The 15,678-nt window shown below is 71.2% G+C and carries 13 protein-coding genes; 11 read left to right on the top strand and 2 right to left on the bottom strand.

Features of this window, described 5'->3' with window-relative positions:
- Window positions 1-14 precede the first annotated feature (14 nt).
- A complete protein-coding gene (locus tag KUA19_RS19645; RefSeq protein WP_217397553.1) occupies window positions 15-872 on the bottom strand; it encodes a helix-turn-helix domain-containing protein in 858 nt (285 codons plus the stop codon).
- Between the two features lie 187 nt (window positions 873-1,059).
- On the opposite strand from KUA19_RS19645, the gene KUA19_RS19640 reads away from it, so the two are divergent.
- Both KUA19_RS19640 and rsgA read left to right on the top strand, forming a co-directional pair.
- The gene (locus KUA19_RS19640) at window positions 1,060-1,257 is read left to right on the top strand and encodes a hypothetical protein (protein ID WP_217397551.1); all 198 of its coding nucleotides are present in this window, start codon (window positions 1,060-1,062) and stop codon (window positions 1,255-1,257) included.
- A gap of 198 nt (window positions 1,258-1,455) precedes the next feature.
- Window positions 1,456-2,517 (top strand): ribosome small subunit-dependent GTPase A, encoded by a 1,062-nt coding sequence (gene rsgA / locus KUA19_RS19635; protein ID WP_217397548.1) that lies wholly within the window; start codon window positions 1,456-1,458, stop codon window positions 2,515-2,517.
- A gap of 39 nt (window positions 2,518-2,556) precedes the next feature.
- Here rsgA and KUA19_RS19630 read toward each other — a convergent pair whose 3' ends face one another.
- On the bottom strand, window positions 2,557-3,219 hold the full coding sequence (locus tag KUA19_RS19630) for a hypothetical protein (RefSeq protein WP_217397546.1): 663 nt from the start codon (window positions 3,217-3,219) through the stop codon (window positions 2,557-2,559).
- Window positions 3,220-3,546: 327 nt separating this feature from the next.
- Here KUA19_RS19630 and uvrA point away from each other — a divergent pair, with 327 nt between their 5' ends.
- The 9 genes from uvrA (at window position 3,547) to tpiA (ending at window position 15,505) form a co-directional block, all read left to right on the top strand.
- Complete coding sequence (uvrA, locus tag KUA19_RS19625; RefSeq protein WP_217397544.1) at window positions 3,547-6,456, top strand: excinuclease ABC subunit UvrA; 2,910 nt, start codon at window positions 3,547-3,549, stop codon at window positions 6,454-6,456.
- A 95-nt stretch (window positions 6,457-6,551) separates the two neighbouring features.
- Window positions 6,552-7,022, top strand: coding sequence for a Rieske (2Fe-2S) protein (locus KUA19_RS19620; protein WP_217397542.1), 471 nt, complete (start codon window positions 6,552-6,554; stop codon window positions 7,020-7,022).
- A gap of 122 nt (window positions 7,023-7,144) precedes the next feature.
- Window positions 7,145-9,079 carry an excinuclease ABC subunit UvrC gene (uvrC, locus tag KUA19_RS19615; RefSeq protein WP_217397540.1) on the top strand — a complete coding sequence of 645 codons (1,935 nt, stop codon included), beginning with the start codon at window positions 7,145-7,147 and terminating at the stop codon, window positions 9,077-9,079.
- A 122-nt stretch (window positions 9,080-9,201) separates the two neighbouring features.
- On the top strand, window positions 9,202-10,074 hold the full coding sequence (rapZ, locus tag KUA19_RS19610) for an RNase adapter RapZ (protein WP_217397538.1): 873 nt from the start codon (window positions 9,202-9,204) through the stop codon (window positions 10,072-10,074).
- Between the two features lie 76 nt (window positions 10,075-10,150).
- Entirely contained in the window at window positions 10,151-11,098 is a 948-nt protein-coding gene (locus KUA19_RS19605) for a gluconeogenesis factor YvcK family protein (RefSeq protein ID WP_217397535.1), read from the top strand.
- 78 nt (window positions 11,099-11,176) lie between these two features.
- Window positions 11,177-12,157 carry a DNA-binding protein WhiA gene (gene whiA / locus KUA19_RS19600; RefSeq protein ID WP_217397533.1) on the top strand — a complete coding sequence of 327 codons (981 nt, stop codon included), beginning with the start codon at window positions 11,177-11,179 and terminating at the stop codon, window positions 12,155-12,157.
- Window positions 12,158-12,523: 366 nt separating this feature from the next.
- On the top strand, window positions 12,524-13,528 hold the full coding sequence (gene gap, locus KUA19_RS19595) for a type I glyceraldehyde-3-phosphate dehydrogenase (protein WP_217397531.1): 1,005 nt from the start codon (window positions 12,524-12,526) through the stop codon (window positions 13,526-13,528).
- Entirely contained in the window at window positions 13,528-14,724 is a 1,197-nt protein-coding gene (locus tag KUA19_RS19590; RefSeq protein WP_217397529.1) for a phosphoglycerate kinase, read from the top strand. Before gap ends, KUA19_RS19590 begins: the two co-directional genes overlap by 1 nt.
- Window position 14,725: 1 nt before the next feature.
- Window positions 14,726-15,505 carry a triose-phosphate isomerase gene (gene tpiA / locus KUA19_RS19585; RefSeq protein WP_217397527.1) on the top strand — a complete coding sequence of 260 codons (780 nt, stop codon included), beginning with the start codon at window positions 14,726-14,728 and terminating at the stop codon, window positions 15,503-15,505.
- The last annotated feature ends 173 nt before the right edge of the window (window positions 15,506-15,678 follow it).

Here is a 15,678-nt window from a genome sequence, read left to right as displayed (position 1 = left end):
GTGCTCCTTATGCCTTACTCAACGTGATTCTGCGCTATACGGAGCAGTAGCTGCCGTGACGATTGCGGGCTCAATGCCGCCGCGCAGAGATGGTCGAAGACCAGACTATATCGCCGGACGTCGCGACTGTCGTCAAGGTACACCGCGCCCACATATCCCTCGAGATAGACCGTGTCGGGATCACGCGGATCGGCGAATCGCATCACCCGGAACGAGCCGACCATGGCCTCGTACTCGCCGTGGTCGAACGGCAACACCTGGATGGTCACGTTCGGCCGGTCGCCCGCCGCGACAAGCGCCTTGAGCTGCTGACTCATCACGGCCGGGCCGCCCACGCGCCGGTGCAGCGCCGCCTCGTCGAGGATCACCCACAGCTCCGGCGGGTCCGGTCGCAGCAGGATCTCCTGGCGGGTCAGCCGGATCCGGACCCGGCGCTCGAGCTCCTCCTCGTCGTCGGGAACGGCCGTCCTTATGAGGGCTCTGGCATATTCGGCGGTCTGTAGCAGACCGGGCACCAGCATCAGATCGGTGCCGCGAATCGAGGCCGCCTCGGATTCGAGTTGAATGAGTTTCAGAAAGGGCGCGGAAAGGTCGCCGTACTTCAGCCACCAACCGCCGCGGCGCTTGGATTCGCGGGCCAGTTCGGTGAGTTCGTCGCGCTGGAGGGCGTCGTCGAGGCCGTACAGGTCGAGCAGGGCGAGCAGGTCGCCGCGGCGTACCCCCACCTCGCCGTTCTCGATCCGGCTCAGCTTGGACGGCGAGCAGTCCAGCACCGGCCCCACCTGCTGGTGGGTCATCCCGGCGCGCTCGCGCAACTCCCGCAGCGCGACGCCGAGCCTGCGGCGGCGCAGTGACGTGCCCGAAGTAGCCATGACCCTCCTTCGACGACGATCGGTTCGCCCCAGTCTGGTGCGGCCCCTTCGGACCCGGCAAGACCCGCCGCGCCGCGCTCGCGTACCCGATGTCGGCGACCTGCCAGAGTTGGCTCGCGCGCCACCTTGAACCTGAAACTCGCACGTGCGAGTCTGGAAGCCGGGACGGCGCACTGGGGAGGCCGACGTGCACAGTGGACGAATCTCCGACGCGCAGGCCGCGGGTTACCGGCGCATGCTGCGCGACCACACCCCGGACCCGGCGTCGCCGCAGGCGGGCTGCCCGATCTGCCACCGGCACCGCTGCGCCGACTACCGGTACGCCTTCGGCTCGCTGGCCGTCGCCGGGCGCTCCACCGCGGTCAACGCCCCGCCCAGCGCCTGACCTGCGCGGCGATAATCCGTGGCACCCGGGCGGCGGGTGCGCGTAGCGTGGCGGCCAGTACGCGAGACCGGCTCGCCAGACCGGCTCCAGACGACGGCCTTGAAGGGGGTGGCGCCATGACTGTCGAGGTTTCCAGCACGCCACCCGATCGGGTGGCGTGACCCCGCTTCCCGTACCAGCAAGGCAAGGACATCGCAGATGACCGTCTCGTTGTCGTCCCTCGGATGGGACGACCGCTTCGCTTCCGCATACCCCCTCTTCGACCGGCCCGACCACGAACCCGGCCGGGTGGTGCGCGCCGACCGCGGCGTGTGCACCGTGCTCACCGCCGGCGGCACCGTACGCGCCGGACTCGGCGGCCCGGCCATGATCGCCGCAGCGGCCGATCCGGTCGCGCTGCCCTGCGCGGGCGACTGGGTGGCCCTGCGCCACTGGCCCGACGCCCGCACCACCATCGAGTCGGTGCTGCCCCGCCGTAGCGCCGTCGTCCGCCGCACGGCCGGCAAGGACTCGACCGGCCAGGTGCTGGCCGCCAACCTCGACACCGTCGCCGTGGTCGCCTCCCTCGACCCCGGCCCCGAACCGGCCACCGTCGAGCGCCTGCTCGCCCTGGCCTGGGAGTCCGGCGCCCAACCGGTGCTGGTGCTGACCAAGGCCGACCTGGTCGCCGACCCGGCCGCCCTGGCCGACCACCTTGCCGAACTGGCCCCCGGCGTGCCCGTCCTGCCGATCAGCGCCGAACACGGCTACGGCCTGGCCGCCCTCATGCCGTACGTCGCCCCCGGCCGCACCCTCGGGCTGCTCGGCCCCTCCGGCGTCGGCAAATCCACGCTGGTCAACGCGCTGCTCGGGGCCACCGTGATGACGACCCAGGCCAACCGGCGGGTGGACGGCAAGGGGCGGCACACCACGACCTACCGGGCCCTGATGCCGGTCCCCGGCGGCGGGGCGGTGCTGGACACGCCCGGCATCCGGGGAGTCGGCCTGCTCGACGGCGAGGTCGGGCTGGAGCAGACGTTCTCCGACGTACTGGCGATCATCACGGAGTGCCGGTTCGCCGACTGCGGTCACGGCGAGGAGCCGGGCTGCGCGGTGCGCGAGGCGCTGGCCGACGGGGCGTTGACCGGGCGCCGCTGGGAGAGCTGGTGCAAGCTGCAGCGCGAGTTGGCGTACGAGTCGCGGCGGCGCGAGGACCGGCTGGCCACGGCGGCCCGGCGGCGCGGGCGGCAGTGGGAACGGCCGCCCCGGTTCCGGCTGTGACCCGCGCCTGACGGGGCCGTGGCCGCGGTTCCGGCGGGGTCAGTCGGGCTGCGCCGGGGTGGGGTCCGGTTCGGTGGTGAGGCAGTAGAAGTGGCCGCCTTCGGCGACGTACTCGTCGAAGCCACGGCACTCGGTCCAGCTGGTCACCACCGCGGCGATTCGCGCGTCGTGGACGTCGGCGCAGGAGACGAAGCGGATGGCGTCGTACATGCCCAGCGGGGTGGACTTCCGCACGCAGCCGCCGACCCGGTCGTACCGCACGCCCGGCCCCGCGACCAGTGGCGCGAGTGACACCAGCACCGCCAGCAGCAGCGGCGCCAGCCACGAGGTGGGCCGCCGCATGACCGGGCGGCCCGGCACCAGCGGCCGGTGGTTGGGCGCGGCCAGCACCGGGTGGGGTCGGGGGTCGGCCAGCGCGGTGACGGCGCGCCGCGCGGCCAGGTTGCGGGCCAGTACCAGGGGCACCAGCACGGGGGACAGGAGGTGCCAGCTGCCGCGGCTCAGCGACCGGGCGGTGGCGTCGCGGAACAGCGTCGTGCCGCAGTCGCGGCAGAACGGTCCCTGCTCCCGGTTCCAGCGCAGATACACCAGTACGCCGTTCACCTGGTGGAGGGTCGCGGGCGCGGCCGGGAGGTGGTGGCACAGCACGCAGACGGGACCGGCCTCGTCGGCGCGGTCGGCAGGGGCTGAGGTGCTGGTCACGTCGGTCACGGTGGCGGATGCTAGCGCGCCCGCCAGGTGTCATCCAAGGTGTATGACTGAAGCCGTCCAACCCACCGGACGCGGCTGTCACCGGGGACTCGCCGTGGTTAGCACGTGTGTTCGTGGCGCGTGCCGAACTTGTCGGAGGGCGGGGCTAGAGTTGCCCAGGCATTGGACTGCCCTGCAGTCCGCGTGAGCTCTGCGCAGGTGCGCGCTGCTGCGCGCGTACCCGCTGGGAGCTTTGTCCGGTGTCGTAACTTTCGAGCGCCCCGCCGGGGCGCGTTCATTGGTAACACTTCCGAGCAACCGTGGTGGGGAGAGCCTTCCGTGAGCGATCGCCTGATCATTCGTGGGGCGCGCGAGCACAACCTGCGCGATGTCAGCCTGGACCTGCCGCGCGACGCGATGATCGTGTTCACCGGCCTGAGCGGGTCGGGCAAGTCCAGCCTGGCCTTCGACACGATCTTCGCCGAGGGCCAGCGGCGCTACGTCGAGTCGCTCTCGTCGTACGCCCGGCAGTTCCTCGGCCAGATGGACAAGCCCGACGTCGACTTCATCGAGGGCCTGAGCCCGGCGGTCTCGATCGACCAGAAGTCGACCTCGCGCAACCCGCGCTCGACCGTCGGCACCATCACCGAGGTGTACGACTATCTTCGTCTCCTGTTCGCCCGCGTCGGCCAGCCGCACTGCCCGACCTGCGGCGAGGCGATCAGCCGACAGAGCCCCCAGCAGATCGTCGACCGCATCCTGGCCATGCCCGAGGGCACCAGGTTCCAGGTGCTCGCCCCGGTCATCCGTGGCCGCAAGGGTGAATACCTCGACCTCTTCTCCGACCTGCAGAGCCGCGGCTTCGCCCGCGCGCGGGTGGACGGCGTGGTGCACTCGCTGACCGAGGTGCCCAAGCTGGCCAAGCAGCAGAAGCACACCATCGAGGTGGTGGTCGACCGGCTTGCGGTCAAGGACAGCAGCAAGCAGCGCCTCACCGACTCGGTGGAGACCGCGCTCGCGCTGGCGGGCGGCATCGTGATCATGGACTTCGTCGACCTGCCCGAGGACGACGAGCACCGCGAGCGCAAGTTCTCCGAGAACCTGGCCTGCCCGAACGAGCACCCCCTGGGCATCGAGGACCTGGAGCCGCGCGTCTTCTCCTTCAACTCGCCCTACGGCGCGTGCCCGGAGTGCACCGGCCTGGGCACCAAGAAGGAGGTCGACCCGGAGCTGGTCGTGCCGGACCCGGAGAAGACCCTGGCCGAGGGCGCGATCGCGCCGTGGTCGGGCGGGCACACCATGGAGTACTTCTCCCGCCTGCTGGAGGGCCTGGGCGACAAGTACGGCTTCGACATGGACACCCCGTGGCGGGCCATCACCGCCAAGGCGCAGAAGGTGATCCTGCACGGCGCCGACAACCAGGTGCACGTGCGCTACCGCAACAAGTACGGGCGCGAGCGCTCCTACTACTCGGAGTTCGAGGGTGCGGTGAAGTGGCTGGAGCGCCGCCACTCCGACACCGAGAGCGAGTGGTCCCGGGAGAAGTACGAGGGCTACATGCGGGAGGTGCCCTGCTCGGTCTGCGGCGGCACCCGCCTGAAGCCCGAGGTGCTGGCGGTGACCCTGGACGGGCGCAACATCGCCGAGCTGTGCTCGCTGTCGGTGGGCGAGGCCGCCGAGGCGCTGGCCGGGCTGGAGCTGGACGACCGGCAGCGCTTCATCGCCGAGCGGGTGCTCAAGGAGATCAACGCCCGGCTGCGCTTCCTGGTCGACGTGGGCTTGGACTACCTGTCGCTGGGCCGCCCCTCGGGTTCGCTGTCGGGCGGTGAGGCCCAGCGCATCCGGCTGGCCACCCAGATCGGCTCGGGCCTGGTCGGCGTGCTGTACGTGCTGGACGAGCCGTCGATCGGCCTGCACCAGCGCGACAACCACCGCCTGATCGAGACCCTGGTGCGCCTGCGCGACCTGGGCAACACCCTGATCGTGGTCGAGCACGACGAGGACACCATCCGCACCGCCGACTGGATCGTGGACATCGGTCCGGGCGCGGGCGAGCACGGTGGCCGCATCGTGCACTCGGGCACCTACGACAAGCTGCTGGTCAGCGAGGAGTCGGTGACCGGGCAGTACCTGTCCGGGCGCAGGGAGATCGCGGTGCCGCCGACGCGGCGGCCGCGTACGCCGGGGCGGGAGCTGACCGTGGTCGGGGCGCGCGAGCACAACCTGCGCAACCTGACCGTGGCGTTTCCGCTGGGGCAGTTCACGGCGGTCACCGGCGTGTCCGGGTCGGGCAAGTCGACGCTGGTCAACGACATCCTGTACACGGTGCTGGCCAACCAGATCAACGGCGCCCGGATGGTGCCGGGTCGGCACACCCGGGTCACCGGCCTGGAGCACGTGGACAAGGTCGTCGGCGTGGACCAGTCGCCGATCGGGCGGACGCCGCGGTCGAACCCGGCGACGTACACGGGCGTGTTCGACAACATCCGCAAGCTGTTCGCCGAGACCACCGAGGCGAAGGTGCGCGGCTACGGGCCGGGCCGGTTCTCGTTCAACGTCAAGGGCGGCCGCTGCGAGAACTGCGCGGGCGACGGCACCATCAAGATCGAGATGAACTTCCTGCCGGACGTGTACGTCCCGTGTGAGGTGTGCAAGGGCGCCCGGTACAACCGGGAGACCCTGGAGGTGCACTACAAGGGCAAGACCATCGCCGAGGTGCTGGAGATGCCGATCGAGGAGGGCGCCGCCTTCTTCGAGGCCATCCCGGCGATCCACCGGCACCTCAAGACGCTGGTCGACGTGGGTCTGGGCTACGTGCGGCTGGGGCAGAGCGCCCCGACGCTGTCCGGCGGCGAGGCGCAGCGGGTCAAGCTCGCCTCGGAGCTGCAGAAGCGCTCCACCGGCCGCACCGTGTACGTCCTGGACGAGCCGACCACCGGTCTGCACTTCGAGGACATCCGCAAGCTGCTGCTGGTGCTGCAGGGGCTGGTCGACAAGGGCAACACGGTGATCGTCATCGAGCACAACCTCGACGTGATCAAGTCGGCCGACTACCTGATCGACATGGGCCCGGAGGGTGGCCACAAGGGCGGCACCGTGCTGGCCACCGGTACGCCCGAGGAGATCGCGGCGGTGTCCGGCAGCTACACCGGGGAGTTCCTGGCCCCGATGCTCAAGGCGGCCGCCCCGGCGGCGCCCGCGCCCCGGGCGAAGAAGGCGAGCCGCGCCAAGCAGGTGCAGACCGTCTGATCCGCTGCCGAAACGGGTAGTTGAATTCGCAGCTAAGTTTCAGAGACGTTGGGTAGGTTGCCTTTCAGACCCCTCACAGGAAGGCCCCTACCTCCATGAGTGACGCGCTTCAGCCTGCCACCTCGCGCCGTGCCCTGATCGCGGGCGCGGGGATGGCGGGCGCTGCCGGGCTGCTGGCCGCCTGCGGCACCGACGAACCGGCAGCCACGCCGACGACCGGCGGCGCCGGCGGCCCCGGTGGCGGCAACGGCGGCGCGCAGGCTCCGGCCAGCGGCACCGTGCTGGGCAAGACGGCCGACATCCCGGTCGGCGGCGGCAAGATCTTCGCCGAGCACGGCACCGTGGTGACCCAGCCGTCGGCGAACGTCTTCGTCGGGTTCAGCAGCATCTGCACGCACCAGAGCTGCCCGGTGAGTCAGATCGCCGACGGCAAGATCAAGTGCACCTGCCACTTCAGCGAGTTCAACATCGGCGACGGCGCTCCGGCCAAGAAGGACCAGCCCGCCCAGCGGGCCCTGGACGAGCGCAAGATCGTGGTCGAGGGCGACGAGGTGCGCATCGCCTGAAGGCTGTGACGTGCTCATCGGCTACCGCGGCCTTGACCGGTGCCATCCTCGCCGCGCTGCGGATGGCACCGGGCGGCCGCTGCCGCGCGGGCGACGTCAGACCTTCCTACTAGGCTTGCGGCGTGGCTGATCCGTCCCAGTACCGGCCCGCGCCGGGCAGCATTCCCGACGCGCCCGGTGTGTACCGGTTCCGTGATGACACGGGACGGATCATCTACGTCGGCAAGGCCAAGAGCCTGCGCAGCAGGCTGAACTCATACTTCGCCGACCTGTGGTCGCTGCACCAGCGCACCCAGCAGATGGTCACCACCGCCGCGGGCGTGGACTGGGTGGTCGTCGGCACCGAGGTCGAGGCGCTGCAACTGGAGTACTCCTGGATCAAGGAGTACGACCCCCGCTTCAATGTGAAGTACCGCGACGACAAGTCCTACCCCTATCTCGCCGTCACCCTGGACGAGGAGTTCCCGCGCCTGCTGGTCATGCGCGGGGCGAAGAAGAAGGGCGTGCGCTACTTCGGGCCGTACTCGCACGCCTGGGCCATCCGCGAGACCCTCGACCTGCTGCTGCGCGTCTTCCCGTCGCGCACCTGCTCGGCCGGGGTGTTCAAGCGCGCGGGGCAGATCGGCCGCCCCTGCCTGCTCGGCGACATCGGCAAGTGCTCGGCGCCGTGCGTGGGCCGGGTCAGCGCCGACGAGCATCGCGCCATCGTGCTGGAGTTCTGCGACTTCATGGCCGGGCGCACGGACGAGATGCAGCGGCGCCTGGAACGGCAGATGCGTGAGGCGTCGGCCGCGATGGAGTACGAGCGCGCCGCCCGCCTGCGCGACGACCTGGTCGCCCTGCGCCGGGCGATGGAGAAGCAGTCGATCGTGCTGTCCGACGGCACCGACGCCGACGTGGTCGCCTTCGCCGACGACCCGCTGGAGGCCGCCGTCCAGGTGTTCCACGTCCGCGACGGGCGGGTGCGCGGCCAGCGCGGCTGGATCGTGGACAAGACCGAGGAGCTGACCATCGGCGACCTGGTGCACCACTTCTGCACCCAGATCTACGGCGACGCCGAGGTGACCGAGGGCCCCGAGGCCGACGTGCCGCGCGAGATCCTGGTGCCGGAGCTGCCCGCCGACGCCGACGCGCTGTCGGACTGGCTGTCGGCGCACCGCGGCTCGCGGGTCAGCCTGCGCGTGCCGCAGCGCGGCGACAAGAAGGCGCTGCTGGAGACGGTGGCCCGCAACGCGCTGCAGTCGCTGGCCCAGCACAAGCTGCGCCGCGCGGGCGACCTGACCGCCCGCAGCCGCGCGCTGGAGGAGATCGAGGACGCCCTCGGCCTGGCCAGCGCCCCGCTGCGGATCGAGTGCTTCGACATCTCCCAGATCCAGGGCACCGACGTGGTCGCCAGCATGGTCGTCTTCGAGGACGGCGTGCCGCGCAAGAGCGACTACCGGCGCTTCATCATCAAGGGCGCCACCGACGACGTGTCGGCGATCAGCGAGGTGATGCGGCGCCGGTTCGCGCGCTACCTGGCCGAGGGGCCGGTCGAGCCGGAGCCCGACGGGGGGCGGCCCAAGCGGTTCGCGTACCCGCCGCAGCTGATCGTGGTCGACGGCGGCGCGCCCCAGGTCAACGCCGCCGCGGCGGTCATGTCCGAGCTGGGCGTCACCGACGTCGCGGTCTGCGGCCTGGCCAAGCGGCTGGAGGAGGTGTGGCTGCCCGACGACCCGATGCCGGTCATCCTGCCGCGCCAGGCCGAGGGCCTCTACCTGTTGCAGCGCGTCCGCGACGAGGCACACCGGTTCGCGATCACGTTCCACCGGCAGCGGCGCTCGGCCCGGATGACCGCCTCCGACCTCGACAGCGTGCCCGGCCTGGGCGAGATCCGGCGCAAGGCGCTGCTGCGGCACTTCGGTTCGCTCAAGCGGTTGGCCGCCGCGGGCGCCGACGAGATCGCCCAGGTGCCCGGGATCGGGCCGCGCACGGCGGCGGCGGTGCTGGCGGCGCTGGGCGTACCCCAGCAGGTGAATCCGGCGGCAGGAAGCGGTGCTTCCGGGGAGCCTGGCTAGGATGAACCTCCGTGCCGGGCGGTGAACCGGCACGGAGGCGCTTAGTGGGGGCGTACGTGAGCGTGGATACGGCAAGGCACGGCGCGGCGGGGGAGCGCGCGGAGCCGGCGGCCGAGACTGAGGTGACCGACGAGGCCGGGACAGACCTGGTGGTGGTGACCGGCGTCTCGGGCGGCGGTCGCAGCACCGTGGCCCGCGCCCTGGAGAACGTCGGCTATTACGTGGTCGACAACCTGCCCCAGGCGCTGCTGGTGCAGCTGGCCGAGCTCGCCGCGAAGGCGGGCGGGGCGGCCCGGCACACCGCGATGGTGCTCGACGTGCGCAGCCGCGCCTTCTCCACCGACCTGGCCGGGGCGATCCGGGAGCTGCGCGAGCGCGGCTTCAGCCCCCGCGTGGTCTTCGTCGACGCCGACGACGAGGTGCTGATCCGGCGGTTCGAGAGCGTACGGCGTTCGCATCCGCTGCAGGGCGACGGTCGGCTGTCCGACGGCATCGCCGCCGAGCGCACCCTGCTCGCCGAGGCGCGCGAGCAGGCCGACGTGCTGATCGACACCTCGCACCTGAACGTCAACCAGCTGCGGGCCCGGGTCGAGGAGTTGTTCGCCAGCCCCGACGCGCTGCGCCTGCGGGTGACCGTGCTGTCGTTCGGCTTCAAGTACGGGCTGCCCCCCGACGCCGACTTCGTGCTGGACGCCCGCTTCCTGCCCAACCCGTTCTGGGTCTCGGAGCTGCGTGAGCAGACCGGCCGCGACGAGCCCGTCAGCCGGTACGTGCTCGGCCAGCGGGGCGCGGGGACGTTCGTGGAGACGTACGCCCGGCTCGTTCTGGCCACCGCGCCGGGTTTCGAACGCGAGGGCAAGCGGTATCTGACCGTGGCCGTCGGTTGTACCGGCGGTAAGCATCGTAGCGTCGCCATCGCCGAGGAGCTGGCCCGCCGCCTGCGTGAACTGCGGGTGGTGGCACACGCGCAGCACCGCGACCTCGGCCGTGAGTGACCTTGGCGCAGATGACGGGGAACACTGACGAGGCTCGGCACGTCCATGACCGCGACGAGCTCAGCGAGGAGCGGGCATGAACGAGGCGAGTAAGCCCATCAAGGTGGTGGCCTTCGGTGGCGGGCACGGCCTGAGCGCCAGCCTGCGCGCGCTGCGCGCCACCGGGCTGCCGCTGGACCTGACCGCGGTGGTGACCGTGGCTGACGACGGCGGCTCCAGCGGGCGGCTGCGCGCCGCCCGCTCGGTGCTGCCCCCCGGTGACCTGCGCCAGGCGCTGGCGGCGCTGGCCGCCGACGACGGGGTCAGCGACGGCACGGCCAAGCTGATGCAGTACCGCTTCACCGGCTCGGACGAGCTGGCCGGGCACCCGGTCGGCAACGTGGTGCTGTGCGGCCTGATGGAGCTGCTCGGCGACCCGGTGGCGGCGCTGGAGCACGCCCAGGCGATGGTGCACGCGGTCGGCCGGGTGCTGCCGATGTCCTGCCATCCGCTGGGCATCGAGGCCGATCTGATCGTCGACGGCGAGAAGGTCACGGTCCGCGGCCAGCACCAGGTCGCGGTCGCGCCGGGCCGGGTGCTGGAGGTACGGCTGGAGCCGCCCCAGCCGCAGCCGTGCCCGCAGGCGATCGAGGCGATCGGCTCGGCCGACTGGCTCGTGTTCGGGCCGGGCAGCTGGTACACGAGCGTCATTCCGCATCTGCTGGTGCCCGAACAGGCGGCCGCGATCGTGGCCAGCCCGGCGCGCCGCCTGGTGACCCTGAACCTCGCCGCGGACCGGGAGACGGTCGGTCTGTCGCTGCCCGACCACCTCGCCGCACTGAGCCGGTACCTGCCGGACCTCAAGGTGGATATTGTTCTGGTCGACAGGAATGCCGTGCCAGACCCCGAACCGGTCGCGAATGCGGCAGAATCACTCGGTGCCCGCATCGCGCTCGCCCCGGTGGCGGTCGACGACGGCACACCCCGACACGATCCGGTCCGATTGGGCCGCGCACTGGTGCCACTCTTGGGCACCGCTCGTTAGCACGTACGAACCCGGCACCACTGACTTGACCACAAACCATGGCGCACAGCCCGCGACCGGCCACGAGGTGACGACACGATGGCGATGACCGCTGCGGTCAAAGACGAACTGAGCCGGGTCGACGTGCCCAAGCCGTGCTGCCGGAGGTCGGAGATGGCGGCCCTGCTGCGCTTCGCGGGCGGTCTGCACATCGTCTCCGGCCGGGTGGTGGTCGAGGCGGAGCTGGACACCGGCGCGGTGGCCCGGCGGCTGCGCACGACCGTCGCCGACCTGTTCGGCTACCCCAGCGAGGTGCACGTACTGGCCTCGGGTGGGCTGCGCAAGGGCAGCCACTACATCGTGCGCATCGTCAAGGACGGCGAGGCGCTGGCCCGGCAGACCGGCCTGCTGGACGTGCGCGGCCGCCCGGTGCGGGGCCTGCCCCCGAACGTGGTCTCGGCCAGCGTCTGCTGCGCGGTGGCGGCGTGGCGCGGCGCCTTCCTCGCACACGGTTCGCTGACCGAGCCGGGCCGCTCCAGCGCGCTGGAGATCACCTGCCCCGGGCCGGAGTCGGCGCTGGCACTGGTCGGCGCGGCGCGGCGGCTGGGCATCACGGCCAAGGCACGCGAGGTGCGCGGGGTGGACCGGGTCGTGGTCAAGGACGGCGACGCGATCGCCGCGCTGCTGACCCGCATAGGAGCCCACTCCAGCGTGCTGGCCTGGGAGGAGCGCCGGGTGCGGCGCGAGGTGCGCGCCACGGCCAACCGGCTGGCCAACTTCGACGACGCCAACCTGCGCCGCTCGGCGCGGGCCGCGGTCGCCGCGGCGGCCCGGGTCACCCGCGCGCTGGAGATCCTGGCCGACGACGCGCCCGGTCACCTGACCAGCGCGGGTCGGCTGCGGCTGGAGCACCGGCAGGCGTCGCTGGAGGAGCTGGGCGCGCTGGCCGACCCGCCGCTGACGAAGGACGCGATCGCCGGGCGCATCAGGCGCCTGCTCGCCCTGGCCGACAAGCGGGCCCGTGACCTGGGCATCCCCGACACGGAGGCCGCCGTCACCGCCGAGATGCTCACCGTCTGAGTGACCCGCGCCACCCGATCCCGCCTGACCTGTTCAGGCGGGATCGTCTTTTCTCAATCGTCGCCCGCGGTAGCGGCCGCTCGGTGCCATCCGTAACGCAGCGAAGGATGGCACCGACTGAGGCCGCGGTAGCCGGCGAGCATGTCGCAGAAAAGAGTGGCGGACGACACCCCTGTGAAACAAAGACCCCGACGGTGCGGGCGGTCACAGCTCAGCTAGGGTCGAACAAGTACGGCGACGCTGCCGGCAGCTCGGCGCAAGCCGTTATGCCAGGTGTGTGGGCGGCGGGACCGGGCGAGTGACCTATAGGCCGCCGCACTCGGCTTTCCAGCCGCCAGACGGCGCACATGCGAGGAGATGGGACCTGTGACCATCCGGGTTGGCATCAACGGCTTCGGCCGCATCGGGCGTAACTTCTACCGGGCCCTGCTGGCGTCCGGCGCGGACATCGAGCTGGTTGCCGTCAACGACCTGACCGACAACGCGACCCTGGCGCACCTGCTCAAGTACGACAGCATCCTCGGCCGCCTGCCCTACGAGGTGAAGGCCACCGAGACCGACCTCACGGTCAACGGCAAGTCGTTCAAGGCGTTCGCCGAGCGCGACCCGGGCAAGCTGCCCTGGGGCGACCTGGGCGCCGACATCGTGATCGAGTCGACCGGCCTGTTCACCGACGCCGCCAAGGCGAAGGTGCACGCCGACAACGGCGCGAAGAAGGTCATCATCTCGGCCCCGGCCAAGGGTGAGGACATCACCATCGTGCTGGGCGTCAACCACGACAAGTACGACCCGGCCGCGCACACGATCATCTCGAACGCGTCCTGCACCACCAACTGCCTCGCGCCGATGGCGAAGGTCCTGAACGACTCGATCGGGATCGAAAAGGGTCTGATGACCACGATCCACGCGTACACCCAGGACCAGAACCTGCAGGACGGCCCGCACAAGGACCTGCGTCGCGCCCGCGCCGCGGCCCTGAACATCGTGCCGACCTCGACCGGTGCCGCCAAGGCGATCGGCCTGGTGCTGCCGGAGCTGAAGGGCAAGCTGGACGGCTTCGCGCTGCGCGTGCCGATCCCGACCGGCTCGGCCACCGACCTGACCTTCACCGCCGCTCGCGAGACGTCGGTCGAGGAGGTCAACGCCGCGATCAAGGCGGCGGCCGAGGGCCCGCTCAAGGGCATCCTGGTCTACACCGAGGACGAGATCGTGTCGGCTGACATCGTCACCGACCCGGCCTCCTGCATCTTCGACGCCGGCCTGACCAAGGTCATCGGCAACCAGGTCAAGGTCGTCGGCTGGTACGACAACGAGTGGGGCTACTCCAACCGCCTGGTCGACCTGACCAAGCTCGTGGGTGCCTCGCTCTGATGCGTTCCCTCGACGACCTGCTCGGCGAGGGTGTCTCAGGTCGGCGCGTCCTGGTGCGCGCCGACCTGAACGTGCCTTTCGTCAAGGACAAACCCGGCGTCATCGCCGACGACGGCCGCATTCGGGCCGTCCTGCCGACCATCGTCGCCCTGCGGGACGCGGGCGCGGCCGTGATCGTCATGTCGCACCTGGGCCGCCCCAAGGGCGAGCCCGACCCGAAGTACACCCTGGCCCCCGTGGCCCAGCGGTTCCAGGAACTGCTGGGCTCGCCGGTGGAGTTCGCCGCCGACACCGTCGGCGAGTCGGCCCAGGCCGCCGTCGCGGGCCTGCAGCCCGGCGGTGTGGTGCTGCTGGAGAACCTGCGCTTCAACGCCGGTGAGACCAGCAAGGACGACGCCGTGCGCGGCGCGTTCGCCGACCAGCTGGCCGCCTTCGCCGACGTCTACGTCGACGACGCGTTCGGCGCGGTGCACCGCAAGCACGCCAGCGTCTACGACGTGGCGGCCCGGCTGCCGCGCTACGCGGGCGGCCTGGTCGCGACCGAGGTCGAGGTGCTCAAGCGCCTCACCGAGAACCCGGCCACGCCGTACGTGGTGGTGCTCGGCGGGTCGAAGGTGTCCGACAAGCTCGCTGTGATCGAGGCGCTGCTGAACAGCGCCGACAAGCTGCTCATCGGCGGCGGCATGTGCTTCACCTTCCTCAAGGCCCAGGGCCACGGGGTCGGCGGCTCGCTGCTGCAGGACGAGATGGTCGACACCTGCCGCGACCTGCTGGCCCGCGCCGGCGACCGGATCGTGCTGCCGGTGGACATCGTGGTGGCGGACAAGTTCGCCGCCGACGCGCAGACCGAGACGGTCGCCGCCGACGCCATCCCCGACGGCTGGCTCGGGCTGGACATCGGCCCGGCGTCGGTGGCGCTGTTCGCCGACGCGCTGGCCGGGGCGAAGACGGTCTTCTGGAACGGCCCGATGGGCGTGTTCGAGCTGGCCCCGTTCGCGGGCGGCACCCGCGGCGTGGCCGAGGCGATCACCAAGGTCGACGGCTTCACCGTGGTCGGCGGCGGCGACTCCGCCGCGGCCGTGCGGGCGCTGGGCCTGGACGAGGCGGCTTTCGGCCACATCTCCACCGGCGGCGGCGCGTCGCTGGAGTACCTCGAGGGCAAGGCTCTGCCGGGCCTGCTCGCTTTGGAGGCATGAGATGGCAGTCGAGAAGCGTCGGCCGCTGATGGCCGGCAACTGGAAGATGAACCTCAACCACCTCGAGGCCATCGCCCTGACCCAAAAGCTCGCGTTCAGCCTGAACGAGAAGCAGCTGGAGGCGGTCGAGGTGGCGGTGCTGCCGCCGTTCGTCGACATCCGCAGCGTGCAGACCCTGGTCGACGGGGACCGCCTGCTGCTCAAGTACGGCGCGCAGGACGTCTCGGCGCACAAGTCGGGCGCCTACACCGGCGAGATCGCCTCGAGCATGCTGGCCAAGCTGGGCTGCACGTTCGTGGTGGTCGGCCACTCCGAGCGGCGGCAGTACCACGCCGAGAGCGACGAGCTGGTCAACGCCAAGGTCAAGGCCGTGCTGGCCGACGACATGACGCCGATCCTGTGCATCGGTGAGGGCCTGGACATCCGCGAGGCGGGCAACCACGTGGAGTACACGCTGGCCCAGCTCGACGGCGGCCTGGCCGGGCTCACCCCCGCGCAGGTCGAGAAGGTCGTCGTGGCGTACGAGCCGGTGTGGGCCATCGGCACCGGCAAGACCGCCACGCCGGAGGACGCCCAGGAGGTCATCGGCGCCATCCGCGCGCAGCTGGCCAAGACCCAGGGCGACGCCACCGCGAACGTGGTGCGCATCCTCTACGGCGGCTCGGTGAAGGGCTCGAACATCGCCGCGATCATGGCGCAGCCCGACATCGACGGCGCGCTGGTCGGCGGGGCGAGCCTCGACGCCGACGACTTCGCGAAGATCTGCCGCCTGGGCGAGTAGCCCCGGTACGAGAGAGCGGGCGGGTGGCCATCGGCTCCCCGCCCGCTCTGCTGTCACCGGCAGTGATCTTCCGAGTGCCGGGAGTCCTTCTTTGTTGCGATCTGGCTCCCGCCTGCCGGTGCCGCGGCGCGAGTGCCTAAAGTGTGGCGCGTGACCGGGCCACCTCTGGGTGC

Origin of the sequence: Catellatospora tritici, from assembly GCF_019083965.1 — a bacterium.
Taxonomy (GTDB): Bacteria; Actinomycetota; Actinomycetes; order Mycobacteriales; family Micromonosporaceae; genus Catellatospora; species Catellatospora tritici.
Note: the sequence above shows the minus strand (reverse complement) of the source record. Positions and strands in the feature narration are given on the sequence as shown.

Bases quoted from the DNA above. Each gene is read 5' to 3' on its own strand.
- KUA19_RS19645 (WP_217397553.1), bottom strand. From the start codon at position 872: ATGGCTACTTCGGGCACGTCACTGCGCCGCCGCAGGCTCGGCGTCGCG.
- rsgA (WP_217397548.1), top strand. From the start codon at position 1,456: ATGACCGTCTCGTTGTCGTCCCTCGGATGGGACGACCGCTTCGCTTCC.
- KUA19_RS19620 (WP_217397542.1), top strand. From the start codon at position 6,552: ATGAGTGACGCGCTTCAGCCTGCCACCTCGCGCCGTGCCCTGATCGCG.
- KUA19_RS19605 (WP_217397535.1), top strand. From the start codon at position 10,151: ATGAACGAGGCGAGTAAGCCCATCAAGGTGGTGGCCTTCGGTGGCGGG.
- whiA (WP_217397533.1), top strand. From the start codon at position 11,177: ATGGCGATGACCGCTGCGGTCAAAGACGAACTGAGCCGGGTCGACGTG.
- KUA19_RS19590 (WP_217397529.1), top strand. From the start codon at position 13,528: ATGCGTTCCCTCGACGACCTGCTCGGCGAGGGTGTCTCAGGTCGGCGC.
- tpiA (WP_217397527.1), top strand. From the start codon at position 14,726: ATGGCAGTCGAGAAGCGTCGGCCGCTGATGGCCGGCAACTGGAAGATG.